16 protein-coding genes are annotated in these 17,545 nt (G+C 37.7%); 7 read left to right on the top strand and 9 right to left on the bottom strand.

Features of this window, described 5'->3' with window-relative positions; all coding sequences use genetic code 11:
• The first annotated feature begins 189 nt into the window (after positions 1-189).
• Together mltA and tcdA are read left to right on the top strand one after the other, a co-directional pair.
• Complete coding sequence (gene mltA / locus GNP81_RS13100) at positions 190-1,290, top strand: murein transglycosylase A (protein WP_017019837.1); 1,101 nt, start codon at positions 190-192, stop codon at positions 1,288-1,290.
• Between the two features lie 83 nt (positions 1,291-1,373).
• The gene (gene tcdA, locus GNP81_RS13095) at positions 1,374-2,183 is read left to right on the top strand and encodes a tRNA cyclic N6-threonylcarbamoyladenosine(37) synthase TcdA (protein ID WP_005417869.1); all 810 of its coding nucleotides are present in this window, start codon (positions 1,374-1,376) and stop codon (positions 2,181-2,183) included.
• 96 nt (positions 2,184-2,279) lie between these two features.
• On the opposite strand, the gene csdE is transcribed toward tcdA, so the two are convergent.
• Together csdE and csdA are read right to left on the bottom strand one after the other, a co-directional pair.
• Positions 2,280-2,714 carry a cysteine desulfurase sulfur acceptor subunit CsdE gene (gene csdE / locus GNP81_RS13090; RefSeq protein ID WP_155674688.1) on the bottom strand — a complete coding sequence of 145 codons (435 nt, stop codon included), beginning with the start codon at positions 2,712-2,714 and terminating at the stop codon, positions 2,280-2,282.
• 186 nt (positions 2,715-2,900) lie between these two features.
• Entirely contained in the window at positions 2,901-4,118 is a 1,218-nt protein-coding gene (gene csdA / locus GNP81_RS13085; RefSeq protein WP_196587433.1) for a cysteine desulfurase CsdA, read from the bottom strand.
• 369 nt (positions 4,119-4,487) lie between these two features.
• On the opposite strand from csdA, the gene GNP81_RS13080 reads away from it, so the two are divergent.
• From GNP81_RS13080 to rlmM, 3 genes are read left to right on the top strand one after another with little or no spacing between them, the layout of a single operon-like run.
• Complete coding sequence (locus GNP81_RS13080; RefSeq protein ID WP_005417875.1) at positions 4,488-5,396, top strand: transcriptional regulator GcvA; 909 nt, start codon at positions 4,488-4,490, stop codon at positions 5,394-5,396.
• Positions 5,389-5,775, top strand: a complete 387-nt coding sequence (locus tag GNP81_RS13075; RefSeq protein ID WP_012534127.1) for a DUF423 domain-containing protein — start codon at positions 5,389-5,391, stop codon at positions 5,773-5,775. Before GNP81_RS13080 ends, GNP81_RS13075 begins: the two co-directional genes overlap by 8 nt.
• Complete coding sequence (gene rlmM, locus GNP81_RS13070; RefSeq protein WP_054775844.1) at positions 5,772-6,863, top strand: 23S rRNA (cytidine(2498)-2'-O)-methyltransferase RlmM; 1,092 nt, start codon at positions 5,772-5,774, stop codon at positions 6,861-6,863. Before GNP81_RS13075 ends, rlmM begins: the two co-directional genes overlap by 4 nt.
• 262 nt (positions 6,864-7,125) lie before the next feature.
• On the opposite strand, the gene xni is transcribed toward rlmM, so the two are convergent.
• The 5 genes from xni to queF all read right to left on the bottom strand — a co-directional run bounded on the left by xni (position 7,126) and on the right by queF (position 14,410).
• On the bottom strand, positions 7,126-7,905 hold the full coding sequence (xni, locus tag GNP81_RS13065; RefSeq protein ID WP_155674690.1) for a flap endonuclease Xni: 780 nt from the start codon (positions 7,903-7,905) through the stop codon (positions 7,126-7,128).
• A 93-nt stretch (positions 7,906-7,998) separates the two neighbouring features.
• Positions 7,999-9,357, bottom strand: a complete 1,359-nt coding sequence (gene ppnN, locus GNP81_RS13060; RefSeq protein WP_011261345.1) for a nucleotide 5'-monophosphate nucleosidase PpnN — start codon at positions 9,355-9,357, stop codon at positions 7,999-8,001.
• Positions 9,358-9,508: 151 nt separating this feature from the next.
• Positions 9,509-11,071, bottom strand: a complete 1,563-nt coding sequence (locus GNP81_RS13055) for a GGDEF domain-containing protein (protein WP_155674692.1) — start codon at positions 11,069-11,071, stop codon at positions 9,509-9,511.
• 175 nt (positions 11,072-11,246) lie between these two features.
• Entirely contained in the window at positions 11,247-13,466 is a 2,220-nt protein-coding gene (locus GNP81_RS13050; protein ID WP_196587432.1) for a tetratricopeptide repeat protein, read from the bottom strand.
• A 98-nt stretch (positions 13,467-13,564) separates the two neighbouring features.
• The gene (gene queF / locus GNP81_RS13045; protein WP_155674694.1) at positions 13,565-14,410 is read right to left on the bottom strand and encodes an NADPH-dependent 7-cyano-7-deazaguanine reductase QueF; all 846 of its coding nucleotides are present in this window, start codon (positions 14,408-14,410) and stop codon (positions 13,565-13,567) included.
• 104 nt (positions 14,411-14,514) lie between these two features.
• Here queF and syd point away from each other — a divergent pair, with 104 nt between their 5' ends.
• Both syd and GNP81_RS13035 read left to right on the top strand, forming a co-directional pair.
• Positions 14,515-15,066 (top strand): SecY-interacting protein, encoded by a 552-nt coding sequence (syd, locus tag GNP81_RS13040; protein WP_155674696.1) that lies wholly within the window; start codon positions 14,515-14,517, stop codon positions 15,064-15,066.
• Positions 15,067-15,146: 80 nt separating this feature from the next.
• Positions 15,147-15,920, top strand: coding sequence for a Zn-ribbon-containing protein (locus GNP81_RS13035; RefSeq protein ID WP_005417893.1), 774 nt, complete (start codon positions 15,147-15,149; stop codon positions 15,918-15,920).
• 42 nt (positions 15,921-15,962) lie between these two features.
• On the opposite strand, the gene GNP81_RS13030 is transcribed toward GNP81_RS13035, so the two are convergent.
• Positions 15,963-16,412, bottom strand: coding sequence for a YaiI/YqxD family protein (locus GNP81_RS13030; protein ID WP_005417894.1), 450 nt, complete (start codon positions 16,410-16,412; stop codon positions 15,963-15,965).
• Positions 16,412-16,681, bottom strand: a complete 270-nt coding sequence (locus tag GNP81_RS13025) for a hypothetical protein (RefSeq protein ID WP_155674698.1) — start codon at positions 16,679-16,681, stop codon at positions 16,412-16,414. Before GNP81_RS13025 ends, GNP81_RS13030 begins: the two co-directional genes overlap by 1 nt.
• Positions 16,682-17,545 lie beyond the last annotated feature (864 nt).

The following is a 17,545-nucleotide window of genomic DNA, read 5'->3' as shown; positions in this document are numbered from 1 at the left end:
TATCTGTTGAAGTATTAATTTATCTGCTTATTTTCTATTCGAGATAGCCTTTTATCTCGAATAGCTTTTCTCTGTAATGTCAAAGTTTGTCAAAATTATCCTTTTCTTACATTTATTGCACTCTAAATAATTGCCCTCTCTGAATTTGTTTGTCATCCTTGCCGCATTATTTCTCAATAAGGCTTTATTGTGTTTCGTAAATTATCTTTTGTGTGTGTTCTTCTTGGATTAGCTGGGTGTGCTGATCAACCAACAGATCGTGCTCAGCAGTATCTGGATGGTGGGTTTAGTAGTAACTTGAATAAAGTTGGCGAAATTAATTCAGATAAGCCTTCTGACTTTAGTGCTTTCAAAAAACAGAGTGCAGAAGTTTTAGAGCGTTCTGAGTCAATGTCATTACGTTATGAAGAACTCTATGTGCAATTACAAAAATGGATTGATGAAAGTTCAAATCCTGCAGAGTTGTCGAACTATGGTATTCAATTTGCTCAGATGGGTGGTGGTGATAAAAAAGGTAATGTGATGTTTACGGGTTACTTTTCTCCTGTAATTGAGATGCGTCATACGCCGAACGAAACGTTTAAATACCCAGTATACGATAAGCCTGATTGTGGTTCAGATTGTCCAACTCGTGCAGAAATTAATGCGGGAGCATTAGCAGGTTTAGGTCTTGAATTAGGTTATTCAGATAACATGATTGACCCGTTTATTATGGAAGTACAAGGCAGCGGTTTTGTACATTTTGGGGATGATGACAAGCTTGAGTATTTTGCCTATGGTGGGAAAAATAATCATCCTTACGTAAGTATTGGCCGCATTCTGATAGAGCGTGGTGAAGTCGAGCGTAAAGACATGTCTTTAAAAGCAATCAAAGAATGGGTTGCAAAAAATGATGAAGCAACGGTTCGTGAACTATTAGAGACAAATCCATCGTATGTCTTTTTCTCACCAAAAGACGCACATCATGTTTTAGGTACGGCTGGTATTCCATTACATGCGGGTGCGGCTGTAGCTGCCGATCGTACTTTATTGCCTATGGGAACCCCAATACTTGCTGAAGTCCCTCAATTAGATAAAGACGGTAAGTGGACTGGGAAACATGTACTTAAAGTGTTGCTTGCTTTAGATACTGGTGGTGCTGTAAAAGAAAACCATTTAGATCAATATTATGGAATGGGAACAGAAGCGGGTATTGCTGCTGGTCACTTTAAGCATTTTGGTCGAGTATGGAAATTAGGTTTGCAAGATACTGAAACTGAAAATCCTTGGGAAATGCCAAAATCAAAATAATGTGTTATCGCTTAACACTTGATCTTCTAAAAAAGAGTGCGTATAAATCGTGCTCTTTTTTTGTTTTTGAGTAAGGTAACCCCATGCGCGAATTAACCACTCCTGCTTCTGAAAGTTATGACCAACGTTTTGGTGGCACTCGCCGTTTGTATGGTAATAGTGAAGTAGAAATTATGCGTGCAGCTCATGTATGTGTAGTCGGTATTGGTGGTGTGGGTTCTTGGGCTGTAGAGGCGCTAGTACGTACTGGTTTAGGTGAGATTACGTTAATCGATATGGATGACGTATGTGTGACGAATATTAACCGTCAAATCCATGCGATGACTGGTACTATTGGTCAGAGCAAAATTGAAGTCATGGCTGAGCGCATTAAATTAATTAACCCTGAGTGTAAGATTAATTTAATCGATGATTTTATTACCCCTGAAAATCTATCTGAATACATCTCTAAAGAGTTTGATTACGTACTTGATGCCATTGATAGCATGAAACCTAAAGCGGCATTACTGGCTTACTGTAAGAGCAATAAGATTAAAGTTATTACGACTGGTGGTGCGGGTGGTCAAACGGATCCGACTCAAATTCAAATCACAGATTTAACTAAAACGATTCAAGATCCATTAGCTAAGAAATTGCGTGATACGCTGCGTCGCCACCATAATTTTACTAAGAACCCTAAGCGTAAATTTGGTATTGATTGTGTGTACTCAACTGAGCATTTGAAATATCCACAAGCTGATGGCTCGGTATGTGCAACTAAAGCAACTGCTGAAGGCCCTAAGCGTATGGATTGTGCGAGTGGTTTTGGTGCTGCGACGGTGGTAACGGCGACGTTTGGGTTTGTTGCTGTGTCGAGAATTGTAGAGAAGTTGATTGAGAAACATAGTAAATAGGGACTAGGTTTCAGGACGGTCGCAAGCTCCCTAAAGGTTTCAGGTATAGGCGCTATTATTCCAACGACCTCCCTGAATCCTTCAAGCGAAGCGGCCTTAAGCCTGCTCTATTAGTTCATTGATCGTTTCAATGATCGCCTTAAGCCCATTACCACGTGATGGGCTTAAATGTTCAATTAACCCCAATTGAGCAAAATACCCATCCATGTCGAAAGCCTTAATCTCTTCTGCGGTTTTATTATTAACTGCCGCCATGACTAATGCGATAAGCCCACGAACAATTCTTGCATCAGAGTCAGCACAGAAGAAATAAACACCATCAACGATTTCATGTTGTAGCCATACTTTACTTTCACAACCTGAGATCGTCACGTTCTCCTGTTGTAGCTCTTCAGGCATGTTAGGCAGTTTTTTACCTAATTGAATTACGTTACGGTAACGGTCTTCCCAACCTTTAGCGTTACTCATTAAATCAAGTACTGTCGAGTGAGTAATATCAAAACCAAAAGGCGATGATGGGAAAGTGGACATAAATGAATACCTTAAATTAGAGCTTATACCAATCCGGATAAGTAGTTGATCAGATAATTGCGTAGGAAAAATTGATTAAAGCAAGGCATAAATTGCAGTAACTAGTAGCTCTAATTACAAAATTTATAACGCAGCTATAATCGATTTTAACAAGCAAGAATGATCAAATATTTATGTGGATTGGTATTATAGCATATCTGCGGCTTTATTTAGCGCGTCGATAAAGCGTTGAACATCTTGTTTTGTATTATACAAGGCAAATGAAACACGTACAGTACCAGTAAGCCCTAGAGCATCTAGCATAGGATGAGCACAGTGATTACCAGAGCGTACAGCGATGCCTTGTTGATCTAATAACGTAGCGATATCTTGGTGGTGGACACCATCAATAACAAAAGAGAATAAGCTCGCGTTATCTTGTAACCCAATAAAGCGTAAGTCCTCAATATCTTTGATTCCATCAATCGCCATTTGACGAAGTTCATTAATATGAGCATTTAGATCATCGTGGGAAAATTGCTTAACCCAGTTAATGGCAGTGGCAAAAGCAATCGCTCCGGCAACATTAGGCGTACCCGCTTCAAATTTTCCTGGAAGTTCTGCAAACGTCGTTTTTTCAAACGACACTTTCTCAACCATTTTACCGCCCCCATGCCATACCGGCATAGATTCAAGTAAGTGCTGTTTGCCATACAAAGCGCCAATCCCAGCAGGTGCAAATAATTTATGACCAGAGCAAACATAGAAGTCGGCATTCATAGCTTGAACATCAATCGCATGATGAACAATTCCTTGAGCACCATCAACAACCACAATCGCTCCTGCTTGATGAGCAACATTAATGATATCTTCAACAGGGTTTAGAGTTCCAGTTACGTTGGTCACTTGAGCGATGGCAACAATTTTTGTCTTTTTGGTTACCAATGATTCAAATGCATCCATATCTAATGTGCAATTTGACTTCATTGGGATTTTAATGATTTTTGCTCCGGTTTGTTCTGCAACAATTTGCCAAGGAACAATATTCGCGTGGTGTTCTAATTCACTCACTAAAATTTCATCATTAACTTGTAATGTATTACGAGCATAAGTTTGAGCGATTAGATTAATGGCTTCTGTTGCACCGCGAGTCCAAATAATCTCTTTACTGCTTTTTGCATTAATGAAGTGTTGAACCGTTTCTCTTGCTTGTTCAAATTGAAGCGTAGCAGAAGCTGTTAGGCTATGACTGCCACGATGCACATTGGCATTACTTTTTTGATAATAATCTTGAATTGCATTTAATACAGCTAATGGTTTTTGTGTGGTTGCCGCACTATCAAAATACGCAATAGGTTGCTCATTTACTTCTTGTAATAGAGCTGGAAATTGAGAACGAACAAGTTCAACATTAAATGCAGTCATAAGAATTTTCTTCATTGGGTTAGCAAACAGGAGAATGATGCGGATTTCTGGTGCGTAAGTCAAAATTACAGGCAAAAAAAAGCACCGTATTAAACGGTGCTAACTAATCTTTTTTAACCATAGGTCAAAAACACAGGAAATATTGAGCATTGGTATCAATAAGTTGATATCAATGATCGGGCTCTAACAGTCGAGCCAATATGCAAACACAACATTGCAGTTTAGAGAGAGGGGAAAAATATTCAGGGAGGAATATATGTCTTACCTCTAAACTACGGGGCTAATATTAGGTTTTATCTGGTAGTTCGACAATGGACAAATTATAATACTTGGCATTAAAAAAACTAATGGTTCAAAATGTGAGTTCTTATGTCTCGAAGATTACCACCTTTAAATTCTTTACGTGTGTTTGAAGCGGCAGCCAGGCACTTAAGCTTCACGCGTGCAGCAGAAGAATTATTTGTTACACAAGCGGCAGTTAGCCATCAAATCAAAGCATTAGAAGAGTTTCTTGGTCTTAAACTTTTTCGACGCCGAAATCGCTCTTTGTTATTAACAGAAGAGGGACAGAGCTACTTTTTAGACATTAAAGAAATCTTCTCTTCTTTATCTGAAGCAACAGATAAAGTATTGGAAAGAAGCGCCAAAGGTGCATTAACTATTAGTTTGCCGCCAAGTTTTGCTATTCAATGGTTGGTACCAAGATTATCGGATTTTAATAACCAAGAGCCAGATATTGATGTTCGTATTAAAGCCGTTGATATGGATGAAGGTTCATTAACAGAAGATGTGGATGTTGCTATTTATTATGGTCGAGGTAATTGGCCGGGTCTTCGTGTTGAACTGTTATATCAAGAGCAGTTATTACCATTATGTTCACCTCAAGTGCTACTGAATGAAAAACCATTAGCGACGATTGATGATTTGCGGTTCCATACGTTATTGCATGATACTTCTCGTAAAGACTGGAAGCAGTTTGTTAAGCATTACGAATTAGCTGGCATGAATGTAAACCAAGGGCCTATTTTTAGTCACTCAACTATGGTGTTACAAGCTGCTGCTCACGGGCAAGGTATTGCGTTAGGTAATAACGTTTTAGCTCAACCTGAATTAGATGCGGGCCGTTTGGTTGCTCCATTTGAAGAAGTATTGGTGAGTAAGAATGCTTTTTATCTTGTATGTAATGAAAAACAGGCTGATACCGGTCGTATTGCTACGTTTAGAGAGTGGATTTTAAGTAAAGCTCGTAGCGAACAAGAGATTGTGGATGATGAATAGTCGCTTATGTTTATTGATTGCGAGTATGAGTGGAGCATTAACTGTTGGGCTAGGGGCATTTGGTGCTCATGGTTTGAAAGCGGTTTTATCTCCTTATCTACTTGATGTATATGAAACTGCAGTTCAATATCAAATGTGGCATACCCTTGCTTTATTTGGATGTGGAATTTTGTTGAGAAATTCATTTTCAAAAGGGGTATCATACGCGGCTTTGCTATTTACCATTGGGATGCTTTTCTTTAGTGGTAGTTTATATGCGTTAGTATTCACTGGTGTTAAATGGTTCGGACCAATAACGCCATTAGGTGGATTCTGTTTTATTATTGGCTGGTTAATACTGGCTATTTCAACTTATCGTTTGACTGAGGTTTCAAAGTGAAACAAGTAATGTTCTATTGTCGCTCTGGTTTTGAAAAAGAGTGTGCAGGTGAGATCCAAGATAAAGCCACTCAACTAGAAGTGTTTGGTTTCCCTCGCCTAAAAAATAATACGGGTTATGTGTTATTTGAATGCTATCAGGAAGGCGATGCAGACCGATTAATTCGTGAAATTAAATTTAATGAGTTAATTTTTGCTCGTCAAATGTTTGCGGTTGCAGTTGAAGTTAGTGATTTACCAAAAGATGATCGTATTTCTCCGATTTTAGATGCGTTATCTGAAGTTGAAGATGTGCCTTGTTGTGGTGATATTCGTATTGAAACGCCAGATACTAACGAAGCAAAAGAACTATTAAAATTCTGTCGTAAATTTACTGTACCAATGCGTCAGGCTTTACGTGGAAAGAAAATGCTAACAGAAAGAGATTCAAATCGAATCCCTGTTTTGCATATTTGCTTTATTGCTCCGGGTCACTGTTATGTAGGTTACTCTTACACAAACAATAACTCTCAGTTCTTTATGGGTATTCCTCGTTTGAAATTCCCTGCTGATGCGCCAAGTCGTTCAACATTGAAATTGGAAGAAGCGTTTCACGTATTTATTCCAAAAGAAGAGTGGGATACGCGTTTGGCATCAGGCATGTGGGGTGTTGATTTAGGTGCGTGTCCTGGTGGCTGGACTTACCAATTGGTTAAGCGTTCTATGTTTGTTCATGCGATTGATAATGGCATGATGGCTCAAAGCTTAATGGATACAGGCCAAGTGAAACACCACATGGTTGATGGTTTTAAATTTGAACCACCAAGAAAGAACGTAACATGGCTAATTTGTGACATGGTTGAGAAACCAGCTCGTGTTGCGCATCTTATGGGTGAGTGGCTAATTAAAGGTTGGGCAAAAGAAGCGCTATTTAACCTTAAATTACCAATGAAAGGTCGTTACGATGAGGTTCTTCAAGATATTGAAAACCTAAAAGATTTCTTAAAGAAAAATGGTTTCCAATACAAGCTTCAAGCTAAGCATTTGTATCATGACCGTGAAGAAATCACTGTTCATATCCAAGCGATTTCAAATATTTCTCCACACTAATACTGTTTCATACGAATATTGGTGTAATCCAAATTATTGATAAATAAAAAACGCCCGCTGATGTTGATAATCAGCGGGCGTTTTTATTTAACTTCAATATTAGGCTATTAGGCTATTAGGTGTTGAGATTATTTAGGTACGATGTTGAATATGGTGTGCTTTGGCGCAAAAAAACTGTTTGTCATCGTTTTGATAACCACATCAAATATAGCCATCTTTCTTTTGCAGAAAAGCACATTATATTCATGATACTTGGTAGTCCCTAGTCCCTAGTCCCTTTCTCATATCGTATATCTTGCAAATTAAACCCAAGCTCAATATCCGTTCTTAACCCCGCAACCTGACGACATAAAATAGCGGTTTCATAATGCTCATCAAATTTCTTACGGTATTTTTTAGGTAAATCTTCAGATTCGTTTGCGGCCTCAATCGTTGGGAATTGAGTTAGAATTTCTAAGGCTGCTTTTGGACCGACTCCCGGAATCCCCGTAATTTTGCTTGAACTGATCCCAGCTAATCCCCAGTAATCAGCCAATTGTTCAGGCTTTAACCCAAACTCTTTTTCTACAAAAGGAGCATCTAACCAGCGATGTTGGAAATAATCTCGAATACGTAAAGTAGGAGAGAGTAACTGACAGTAGCCTTTATCGGTAGAAATAATCGTAACTTGTTCATTATGCACAGCTACTTTATTGGCTAGGGTGGCAACCAAGTCATCCGCTTCATCACCATCAGAAAGCAGTGAATCAATGCCTAGTTTCCACCATGCTTCTTGGATATCATCCATGCCTTTCTGTAATGCTTCTGGCATGGGCTTTCTGTCTTCTTTATATTGAGGAAGAATTTCTGCACGCCATCCTCGATCTTGAAGATGATGATCAAATACCGCAATGATATGAGTTGGCTCTGTTTCTTTTAATATTTTATTAATAGTTCGAGTAGTGGTGGTGATAACCGTTTGGATATCATCTTGGTTAGGTTGAGCAGAGTGAACGCGACGAATAAGATTAAGAGCGTCAATAATAACCAGATGAATTGCCATAACGTATTCATTCCTATCTATAAAAAAAGAAAAAGCCTACGCATTCTGCATAGGCTTATTATTGTACGTTAGTGAAGGTGAAAAATTCCAGCCTTAATCCATAACGATTTTATAGCAAGGCTCGTACTTAGAACCCGGTAACTTCATTCGACCTTGTTTTACAAAGTCTTGAAGTAAGCGATCCATCTTTTTCATTAAGGCAGGATCACCATGCAGTTTAAATACACCGTGCTTTTCGATCTCTGCAATACCTTCGGCTTTCACATTACCAGAGACAATTCCTGAGAATGCTTGACGTAAGTTGGCAGCTAATGTTTCTTTAGGCTGATTTAAATGTAAATCTAAAGCTGACATCGCTTCATGGGTTGGTTCAAATGGTAACTGAAACTCAGGTTCAATTTTCAGAGCCCAGTTAAAGCTATAAGAGTCATCCGTTGCTTTACGATATTCTTTTACTTTCTTAATACCATGATTAATGAAAACCGCTGCTTTAGCTGGGTCACCAATAACAATATCATAATAGTGAGTGGCTTCTTCACCTAAGGTATCACGAATAAAGGTATCAATAGAGCGGAAATAAGCCTCACTCTCTTTTGGACCAGTAAGTACGATAGGCATAGGCTGTTGTCTATTAGCTGGGTTCATCATGATCCCTAAGATATAAAGCAACTCTTCTGCCGTTCCTGGGCCCCCTGGGAAAATAACAATACCATGAGCCATACGTACAAACGCTTCTAGACGTTTTTCAATGTCAGGCATAATGATAAGTTCATTTACGATAGGGTTTGGTGGCTCTGCCGCAATAATTGATGGCTCGGTTAGACCAACAAATCGACTATCGTTATAGCGTTGTTTCGCATGACCAATAGCGGCTCCTTTCATTGGGCCTTCCATTGCACCGGGACCACAGCCAGTACAAATATTTAATTCACGTAGCCCAAGCTCATGGCCGACTTCACGAGTGTATTGGTATTCGACAGGATTAATTGAATGTCCACCCCAACATACGACTAAGTTAGGCTCAATACCGGTATGCAAGGCTTTTGCATTACGCAAGATACTAAATACTAAGTTGGTTAGGTGAGTGGCTTTGGTAAGATTTAGTCGATTGTGATCCGCGATTTGCATGTTCACGTAAACCATGTCACGTAAAACAGAAAATAGATGTTCTTGAATACCTTTAATGATAGTCCCATCAACGAATGCGTGCTCTGGTGGGTTATTTAATTCAAGTTTAATTCCACGATCTCGGCGCGTAACAGCAACATCAAATGATTGATATTTATCTAATAATTCTTTTGAACTATCTGTATGACTTCCTGAATTTAATACCGCTAGTGTACAGTTTCGATACATACGGTAAAGTTCACTTGAAGCGGTTTTCTTTAACTGATCAACTTCTAATTGTGATAGCAAATCCATGCTACCTGCAGGGCTTATATGAGTAATCATATTGTGCCTCCCTTGCGTATTTTTATTATTGTTCGAATAATAAACTTACACAGCAAAAGAGACTTTTGCTAGGAAAATTGTAAAAAACTGAGAGGGTTATAATGCTATTTGGTATTTAGTTATCAGTAAAAAAACGAAATTCTAATGATAACTACGCACTAATGAGTTGCTCAATACCTTTTGCTTTTTGTTTGTATAATGCTTGTATTGAACGTTCAATGACTTTTTCAGGTATGTCACTATTTGTGAACTCTGAGCTGCAAATTGAAACCGTGATTTTTACATGGTTATCTTTGAATTTAAATGGCAGTTTCGCAATCGCTGACTGAATATTGGTTAGTACTTTATTTCTTTCATCATCAGTGGTTTCTGTAAATAAAATTAAAAATTCTTCGCCACTGAAGCGGGCAACAAAATCTGTGTCTGATACTTGGTTTTCGATGGTTTTTGCGATAATGCTAAGTGCTTTATCTCCAGCCAAATGGCCATAATTTTTGTTAATGCGCTTGAACTGATCGATATCGATGATACTAAGTACTAAAGAGTGTTGATGGCGTACCCAACGTTTATATTCTAAATCAAGACGTTCGTGCATTGCTGCTCGGTTATAGACTTTGGTAAGTGGATCTTTAAAAATACGTTGTTGCTGATTGTTTAATTGGCGACGGTATTCAAGAGTTTCTTCATAAAGAACATTAAGCTTTTTGGTTGCGTATTCGTGTCGCTCAATTAATGCGGCTTCACGCTCTTGCATGGCTTTATTACGTTCAGATAAATCACTCATTTCACTAAGTAGTAGAGCCATTTGAGCTTTATGATCTTGCATGCTTATTTTGCTGTCTAATAAGTTCTCTGCTTGCTTTACTAGCAAGGAGTATTCTTCATTTAATAGGGAGCGTTGTTCTAAATAAGCTTGGCTTTTTTCTTGGTTTTGTTCACTTGTTTTTATGATTTGAGCAACTTGCGTATTCATTTCACCAACAAACGCTTGTGATGCTTTACGTTCATTGTTTGTGCCTTCCAATACTAACTTAAGGGTTTGAAGTGCAAGATCAATCAAAGAAACAGCATCAACACCTGTCAGTAGTTTATTACGGATTTCCAGTAAGTCTTTTCCTGACGTACTATCAAAATCTAATTCAGAAATTAAATGCTGTAATTCATTACTCAATTGCTCTTGAGTATCAACATCAATAATTTCATTTGAATTGATTTCAGATGATAATTGGCCAACTGAAATGAATTTGATCGCTCGCTCATAAAGCTCAATAAGTCGAACAATACGTTGAATATGTTTACTGCCATCGTGAGAAGGGTGTTGTAATAAGTTACGAAGATCTCTCTTAAGTCCGGCAGGTAAGCCAATGACTCGTTGTAGCGTTTCACCACAATAAGAAATATGATCTTCCATCATTGAATGCTCTTTTTGAACATTCTGCTTATATCGATTAATTAAGCGTTCAAAAGTAGCAATACGAACTGTAAGATCTGATGTGTTTTCTACTTGTTCAATGCTAGTAGCAAGTTCAACAATCTCTTTATCTAGGTCGCTATCATGATGTTTACACGCAGCACAAAATCGCAGAATAATACGTTTTAATAGCATTATTTCACGACGTGATTTTAACGTAGTGTCTCGGTGTGATAGGCGTGTTTGATCTAGCTGTTGCTTAAGTTGGTTTAATTCAGAGGCAACAATGGATACTTCAATCATAATAACTTAGGTAAAAACTCACATTGATAGATAGCGATAACCTATAAATAGGTCAATATTTTCATAGTAACAAAGATATTAGTAACTGACTAAAATAAAGTATCAAATTTGTTTAATTGATAATCATTACTATGCCGTTAATGTTAATTTTGTGATGCATTATTCATTTTTGTTACTAATTCCTTGATGTTATTACCTTTATTAAACCTTGGTTAATAGCTTGTTCACAAGCTAAGCGTATATTATTACTTGCAAAACTTGCTGCTGGTGCGTTATCTATCGCTCGATAGTTTACCCATTGGCTACTTGATAGCTCTTCACTCAAATGTTGGGCTGCATTAGTCGCCATTAATAGAATATCAATTAATTCTCTATCATTAATTGCAGTGTAGGCTCGTGGTAAAAATGGGTATTCAACCATTCCTATATTAACTGTCTTATCAGTTAAAATGTTTGAATCAAAATTATTGATCCAAGTTTGAACGGTTTCAGCCATTTCTTGAACGCTACAGGTTGAATCTGATTTATGCTCGATATAGAGAAAGCTTGCATCCGAAAAATGATAAATACGACTTGGAGAAGTCACAACAGAAGATAAGTAATCACCAAACGCTTTTTCAATTGATAAACCTTCTTGGTAGCCATGAGTTAGATATAGCTCTTGTAACATAGGAATATGGAATAGCGTAAATCTTAATCTATCACTTAGTGGCTCGTTAATTAATTCACCTAAATGCCATTGTTCGATATTAGAGCTACTTTGCTGTAGTGATGACGGTAATCTCTCTGTGAGTAGACGTAAGTTACGTAATCCACTGCGAGGGTGGGTGTAATATTTATTTAGTAACAGATGGAGACGTTTTTTCAAGAAACGATTCACTTGTTGTTTTCTGAATGCATAAATTGAAATAATCGTTAGCAATGCAACTAAGAACCCTGCAATTTTTTGAATTTTAAGCGTTTGTAAATGATTCTCTTTTAATTGAGCTTCTAATCCTTGGTAGTGCAGAGATTGTTCAATAATACTTTTTTGTTGTCTAAATACTTCTTCATTGATTTCGTTTTGAACTGCTTGAATAGATGAGTTCAGCGTTTCGTATTCACGCTGGGCCTTTAATGCCGCTTCAAATAATCCCATTTTTTCATAGGTTTCAGAAAGCAATTTCTGAGACTGTAATTTTAGCGGTTTATCATTGTCTTTTTTGCTATAAACAATCGCAGTTTGAATATCATTAATAGCTAGATCTGGCTTATTGTTGATTAGATTCAATTTTGCTTGTAGAAGAGCCGCTCTTGCTTTCTGCTTTGGTAGTTTTACGTATTCATTAAGGTTGTTGGCTTGTTTTAAGTAATGCTCACTTAATGCGTAGTTGTAGAGTAAGAAATAAGTATTTGCGATATCTAATCGTAATGAGATTAATTTATTAACGTTATTTTTTTCTTTCTCTTGATCCAGAGCGTTAAAGTACTGCACTAACGCCAAGTTGAATCGACCTTGTTTAAGGTGTATTTGAGCTATTAAGGTTAAAACGTTAGAAAGTTGCTCGCTGTTATTGTAACGACCGTAAAATTCGGCTGATTGCGAGGCGTGTTCAAGCGCTTTATCCAGTACCTTTCTTTGGAAAAAAAGCTCACCTAATAAGAAGTTAGCTCTAGCTAGTTGACCACTTTGATCCGCTTCAATTGATTGCCAGTAAGCACTTAATAACTCTGTTAATGCTTGATCAAATTGTTTGTTCTTTAAAAAGTGTCGACCATAAGAAATATGATAGAAAATGAGGCTGCTTGGATCTTTTAGTTTTGCCCCATGAGTCATTGCTTGTTTGTAATATTGTTGCGCTTTGCTGTTATTACCTTGTTCAGATTCAACTTCAGCATGAATTAATGCAAAGCCAAAATACAATTTATCGTGAATACCAATGCTGTTGCCAGATTCAAGTAATTCTTGCTCAATAATTGCTAAGATACTGTTTGTCTCATCTATATCTTTGGTTAAGTTCCACCATAAGTAAGCATAGATTAATTTAGATTCCAAATAGCCTGACTTTAATTGAAAGTCTTTAGCAAGAGAAATAGCTTCTTTAATAGACTCAATGGAGTCTCTATTTTTATTTAATCTTTTATTGGCTAGAGCTTTAATTTGAAAAGCTTCAACAGTACTTATTGGTGTTCTAATGGTGCGTTCAGAATCGTTATTAATTGGAATTTGATTCGGATTTTGACCCGGCGAGATTTGTCTTTGCTCAAGATATTGATTAACGATTCTAAGTGATTGCGCAGGTTTGGTATCTAAAAGTTGGTAAGCATCATTCAGAATTGGAGCTGAGAAAAATTTAGCCCATGCAGAAAGTGGGAAAAACACAAAAATAAAAAGAAGACACTGACGGAAAGACATGTAAAGGATCCACAAAAAAACAACCATTACATACTATCGTTGTGAGGGGATTTGTCTACAAAGAAACACTCTCTGTAGACAAATTTAATCGAAATGTCTTATTGGCGAGCTAAACGTAAATTGTCTTTAGGTGCCAATAAATGTGAGCTACGGAATGGATTAATATCAAGACCGCCGCGTCGAGTGTAACGAGCAAATACGGTTAATGATTCTGGTGCACAATATTTCATTATGTCAGTATAAATTCGTTCAACACATTGCTCGTGAAACTCATTATGTTGACGGAAAGAGATTAGGTATCGCAGCAGTTTCTCACGATCAATTTTTTTGCCTTTGTATTGAATCTCAACACTGCCCCAATCAGGCTGGTTTGTAATTAAGCAGTTAGATTTTAATAAATGGCTGTGCAGTGTTTCTTCGATTTCTGCATCAGATGTACTCGACTCTAAATAAGCGGCATTGAATTCGTAATCATCAATAATAATATCTTGATCATCAATGCATTCGCCTTGCATATCAACAATAGGTTGTTGTGAATATCGTTGTACAGGGAATACGTCCACTTTTACGGTTTCACCTGCACATGCACTTAAATCTTTTACTAATGTCTCTTTTACTTTATCCCATGAAGTGAATTTTGTTTGATTAAAACTGTTTAGATAAAGTTTAAACGATTTTGATTCAACAAGATTTGGGCTAGTTGCCGGTAGTGCGACTTCACCAACAGCTACTTGTGGTAAACCATTTTGATTTAGCCACGACAGCTCATATAGCGTCCACACATCACAACCTACAAAAGGAAGTTCATCACCTAGTGCAAGATCATCACGATTAAGACTTCGAGGAACCGCTTGTAGTAATTCAGGCTCGTAAGTGTGTTTGTATTCTGTTTTTTGTCCAAGGGTCAGTGATTTTAGCTCATCTGCATTGGTGTATTTAGTCATATTGAAAATACCAAAAGTAGATTAGAATAAGGCGTACTAAGTAGACTGCCTTTCGTTTAATATTAGGTAGTTTACTTGAAATTTTATCTTATGAGGAGAATCGAATGCCACTTTCGGTAGAGCAAGCGCTTGCTAATTTTAGCCAACGTTATGTAGAAGCATGGAAAGCACAACATAATTGCTTACCAATTAATGAAGAGTTAGTGGGATTAGCTTCTCCTTGTATTGAAGAAACGCGAGATTTAGAAATATCTTGGCAACCTATTGTTAGAAATGAAGCAATCCGCTTGCATAATATCGAGCAAGGAATTGAACTGGATCTTCATGACGATTTTCATGCATTCTATGGCACTCAATACAGCGCGGATATGACAGCCAAATTTGAAGATATGAATATTGAACTTCTTCAAGTGTGGAGTGATGAGGATCTGGAGCGTTTGCAAGGCAATATGTTAGGTCACCTTGTGATGCAGCGTCGTCTGAAATTAGTTCCGACTTTATTTGTTGCTGTAACGGATGATGAAATGGAAGTCGTTTCTATTTGTAATCAATCTGGTGAAGTGATTTTAGATCGCGTTGGTACTAAAAATAGAACAGTATTAGCGGCGAATATGACTGAGTTTTTAAATAAACTAGAACCGGTTATCGCAGCATAGTTAATTGGTAAATGATTAAATTAATTCCGGTGTGTTTACATCGGAATTTTTATTTTAAAGTGGTTAGGAAAAAAGCGTTAATGTTTGTTACTGAGTTAGATTTTGAAGTGTATTGCGATACATCGATGGCAGCGGTAGAAAAGGCAATAAATTATTGTTTAGATTGCCTACGTTACAATGGACAAGTTATTGGGCGTGAACTGCCAGTTGTGATGAAAGGAACAAACTTTGTTGCTCGTGTTGTTTGTCCTGAAGTGGATTCATTACATCCGGATAATCACAGCCCTCAGGTGAAGCTAGCTTTTAAACAACTTAGTGAGTTTGGATTATTACAACCTAAAGTTAAAGTGGTTGGCCAAGACATGAACTCCGATCCTAGTGATGAGAGTGAAACCGTTAGTTGGCAAATTCTTTATACTAGCCATCTACATACGTGTTCGCCGATTCGTCATGGTGAGACATTTCAGCCTATCCCATTATATCGTTTACCTGCAGTAGCTAATGGTGACCAAAAGCAACTTATTAAATGGCAAGAAGATTGGAGTGCATGTGATCAATTACAGATGAATGGATCTGTTGTTGAGCATCCTTCATTACATGAGATAAGTTCAAGCAAAAGTCATTTATTTAAGCGTGGTTGGGATTTGTGTCGTCGTATGGCGGTGGTAAGTGGTATTCCAACGTATCTATACATTTATCGTGTAGCTGGCGAGAGCAAAGAAAAAGAGCAAGCACGCCGTTGTCCTGTGTGTGATGGTGATTGGGCTTTAAAAGAGCCGCTTCATGAAGTATTTGATTTTAAATGTGATGAATGCTTGTTAGTAAGTAATTTATCTTGGGACTTTAAAGACTAAGTTTGGCTGAATAAAAAATGGGAGCGTAGATGCTCCCATTTTTTATATTTTGGCTTTGGCTAAAATGCGATCCAATTGATTCGCAAATTCTCGACGTTCTGTTTGAGAAAGTGGAGCTGGGCCGCCTGTTTGAATGCCACTGGCACGCATTGTATCCATAAAATCACGAATATTTAATCGAGCTTTAATGGTTGCTTCGGTATATAACTCACCACGAGGGTTCAATACCTGTACTTTCTTTTCAATTAGCTCTGCAGCTAATGGAATATCAGCACTGATCACTAAATCGCCCGCTTCAGAACGTTTTACTATTTCATCATCGGCAACATCGAAGCCCGCTTCTACTTGCATAGAACGAATATTGGCTGCACTTGGTACAGGAATATAATGGTTAGCAACTAAGGTTAATTGAATACCAGTTCGAGTTGCGGCACGAAATAGCACTTCTTTTACTACCTTTGGACATGCATCGGCATCCACCCAAATTTGCATTATTTATTCTCCAGAGCAATCAAGCGTTCTGTTAGCTCTTTAACTTGTTGTTCAAGTTGAGCAATACGCTCGTCCGCTGTTAGTGAGGTTTCTCGAACTTCTATTTTTGGTACATTGGAAGTCGATTTAAAAGATTTTACCGCAGCAATAATAGCAGGCATGGGTACTTGAGTCGTTAAGCGAGCTCGTACCAACGCCGTTGTTGGTTTTTTACCTTCATCGGTTAAATCTTGCAGAATTTTTTGCAGTTCATCCGTTACGTTTTTCATTGTGACTTCCTATATTTCAGCTTTGTTTATAATAACGAATTCTCTATACCAATCCTAGAAGAATAAAAGTGTGATAAATATCACATTGAGTGGTAACTGTTAAATAGATGAAAATGGAAAAAAGAGAATAGGCTTGTGCGAGATCTCTCACGTGTGGGGTGAGAAATATCGTTTATTTTATCGTAAATAAGTATATGGGTTGTATTAAGTTATTGTTATTAAAGTTATTTTGTTTTTTTATATGGTTATGGATACAAAGAAAGATAAAAAATATGCTGCTAGACCATTGTTCCAAAAAGTCAAAAGCGTAATCTTATTGGTGTCGGAAGGATACTGACACGGAACAGGAACTAGCCAAGGATTTGGTAAGCTTCAGGATGAAGCATTCGGTTATTTAGGATGAATAATCGGCAAGGAAAGCAAAGGACATTGAACGGACGCAATAGTAACTAGGATAGTTACTACCAAGGAAGACAATGGATACCTCTAGGATTGAGGAAGGACTGAACATCAGGATGATGTAAGGGACACCGCTCACGGAACAAGTGAAGAGAGTTAACGACGGACTGTTAACGGATCAGGATAAGATCAAGGACACCGCTAGGACGGCGACGAACGGAATAAGCTGAAGGAATCAGCATACTATCATGGATTTGATGCATGGAGCACCACTTAGTAGCCGGACTGCTGCGAGTAGAGTTATAACCCCATTAAGCGAGAGCTTGATGGGGTTTTTCTTTTTTACGCAATCATTATCATTTTTATACCCACCGAACCGCCCATTCCCTCGTTTAAAAAAACATCAATTTATCTAGATCACATTTTTAATCTGTAAATTATCAATATTCGTGAGTTGAATCATAT

This window comes from Aliivibrio fischeri (assembly GCF_009727955.1).
In the GTDB taxonomy this organism is placed as follows: Bacteria; Pseudomonadota; Gammaproteobacteria; order Enterobacterales; family Vibrionaceae; genus Aliivibrio; species Aliivibrio fischeri_A.
The sequence above is the reverse complement of the archived record's forward strand: the minus strand, read 5'-3'. Positions and strand labels throughout refer to the sequence as shown.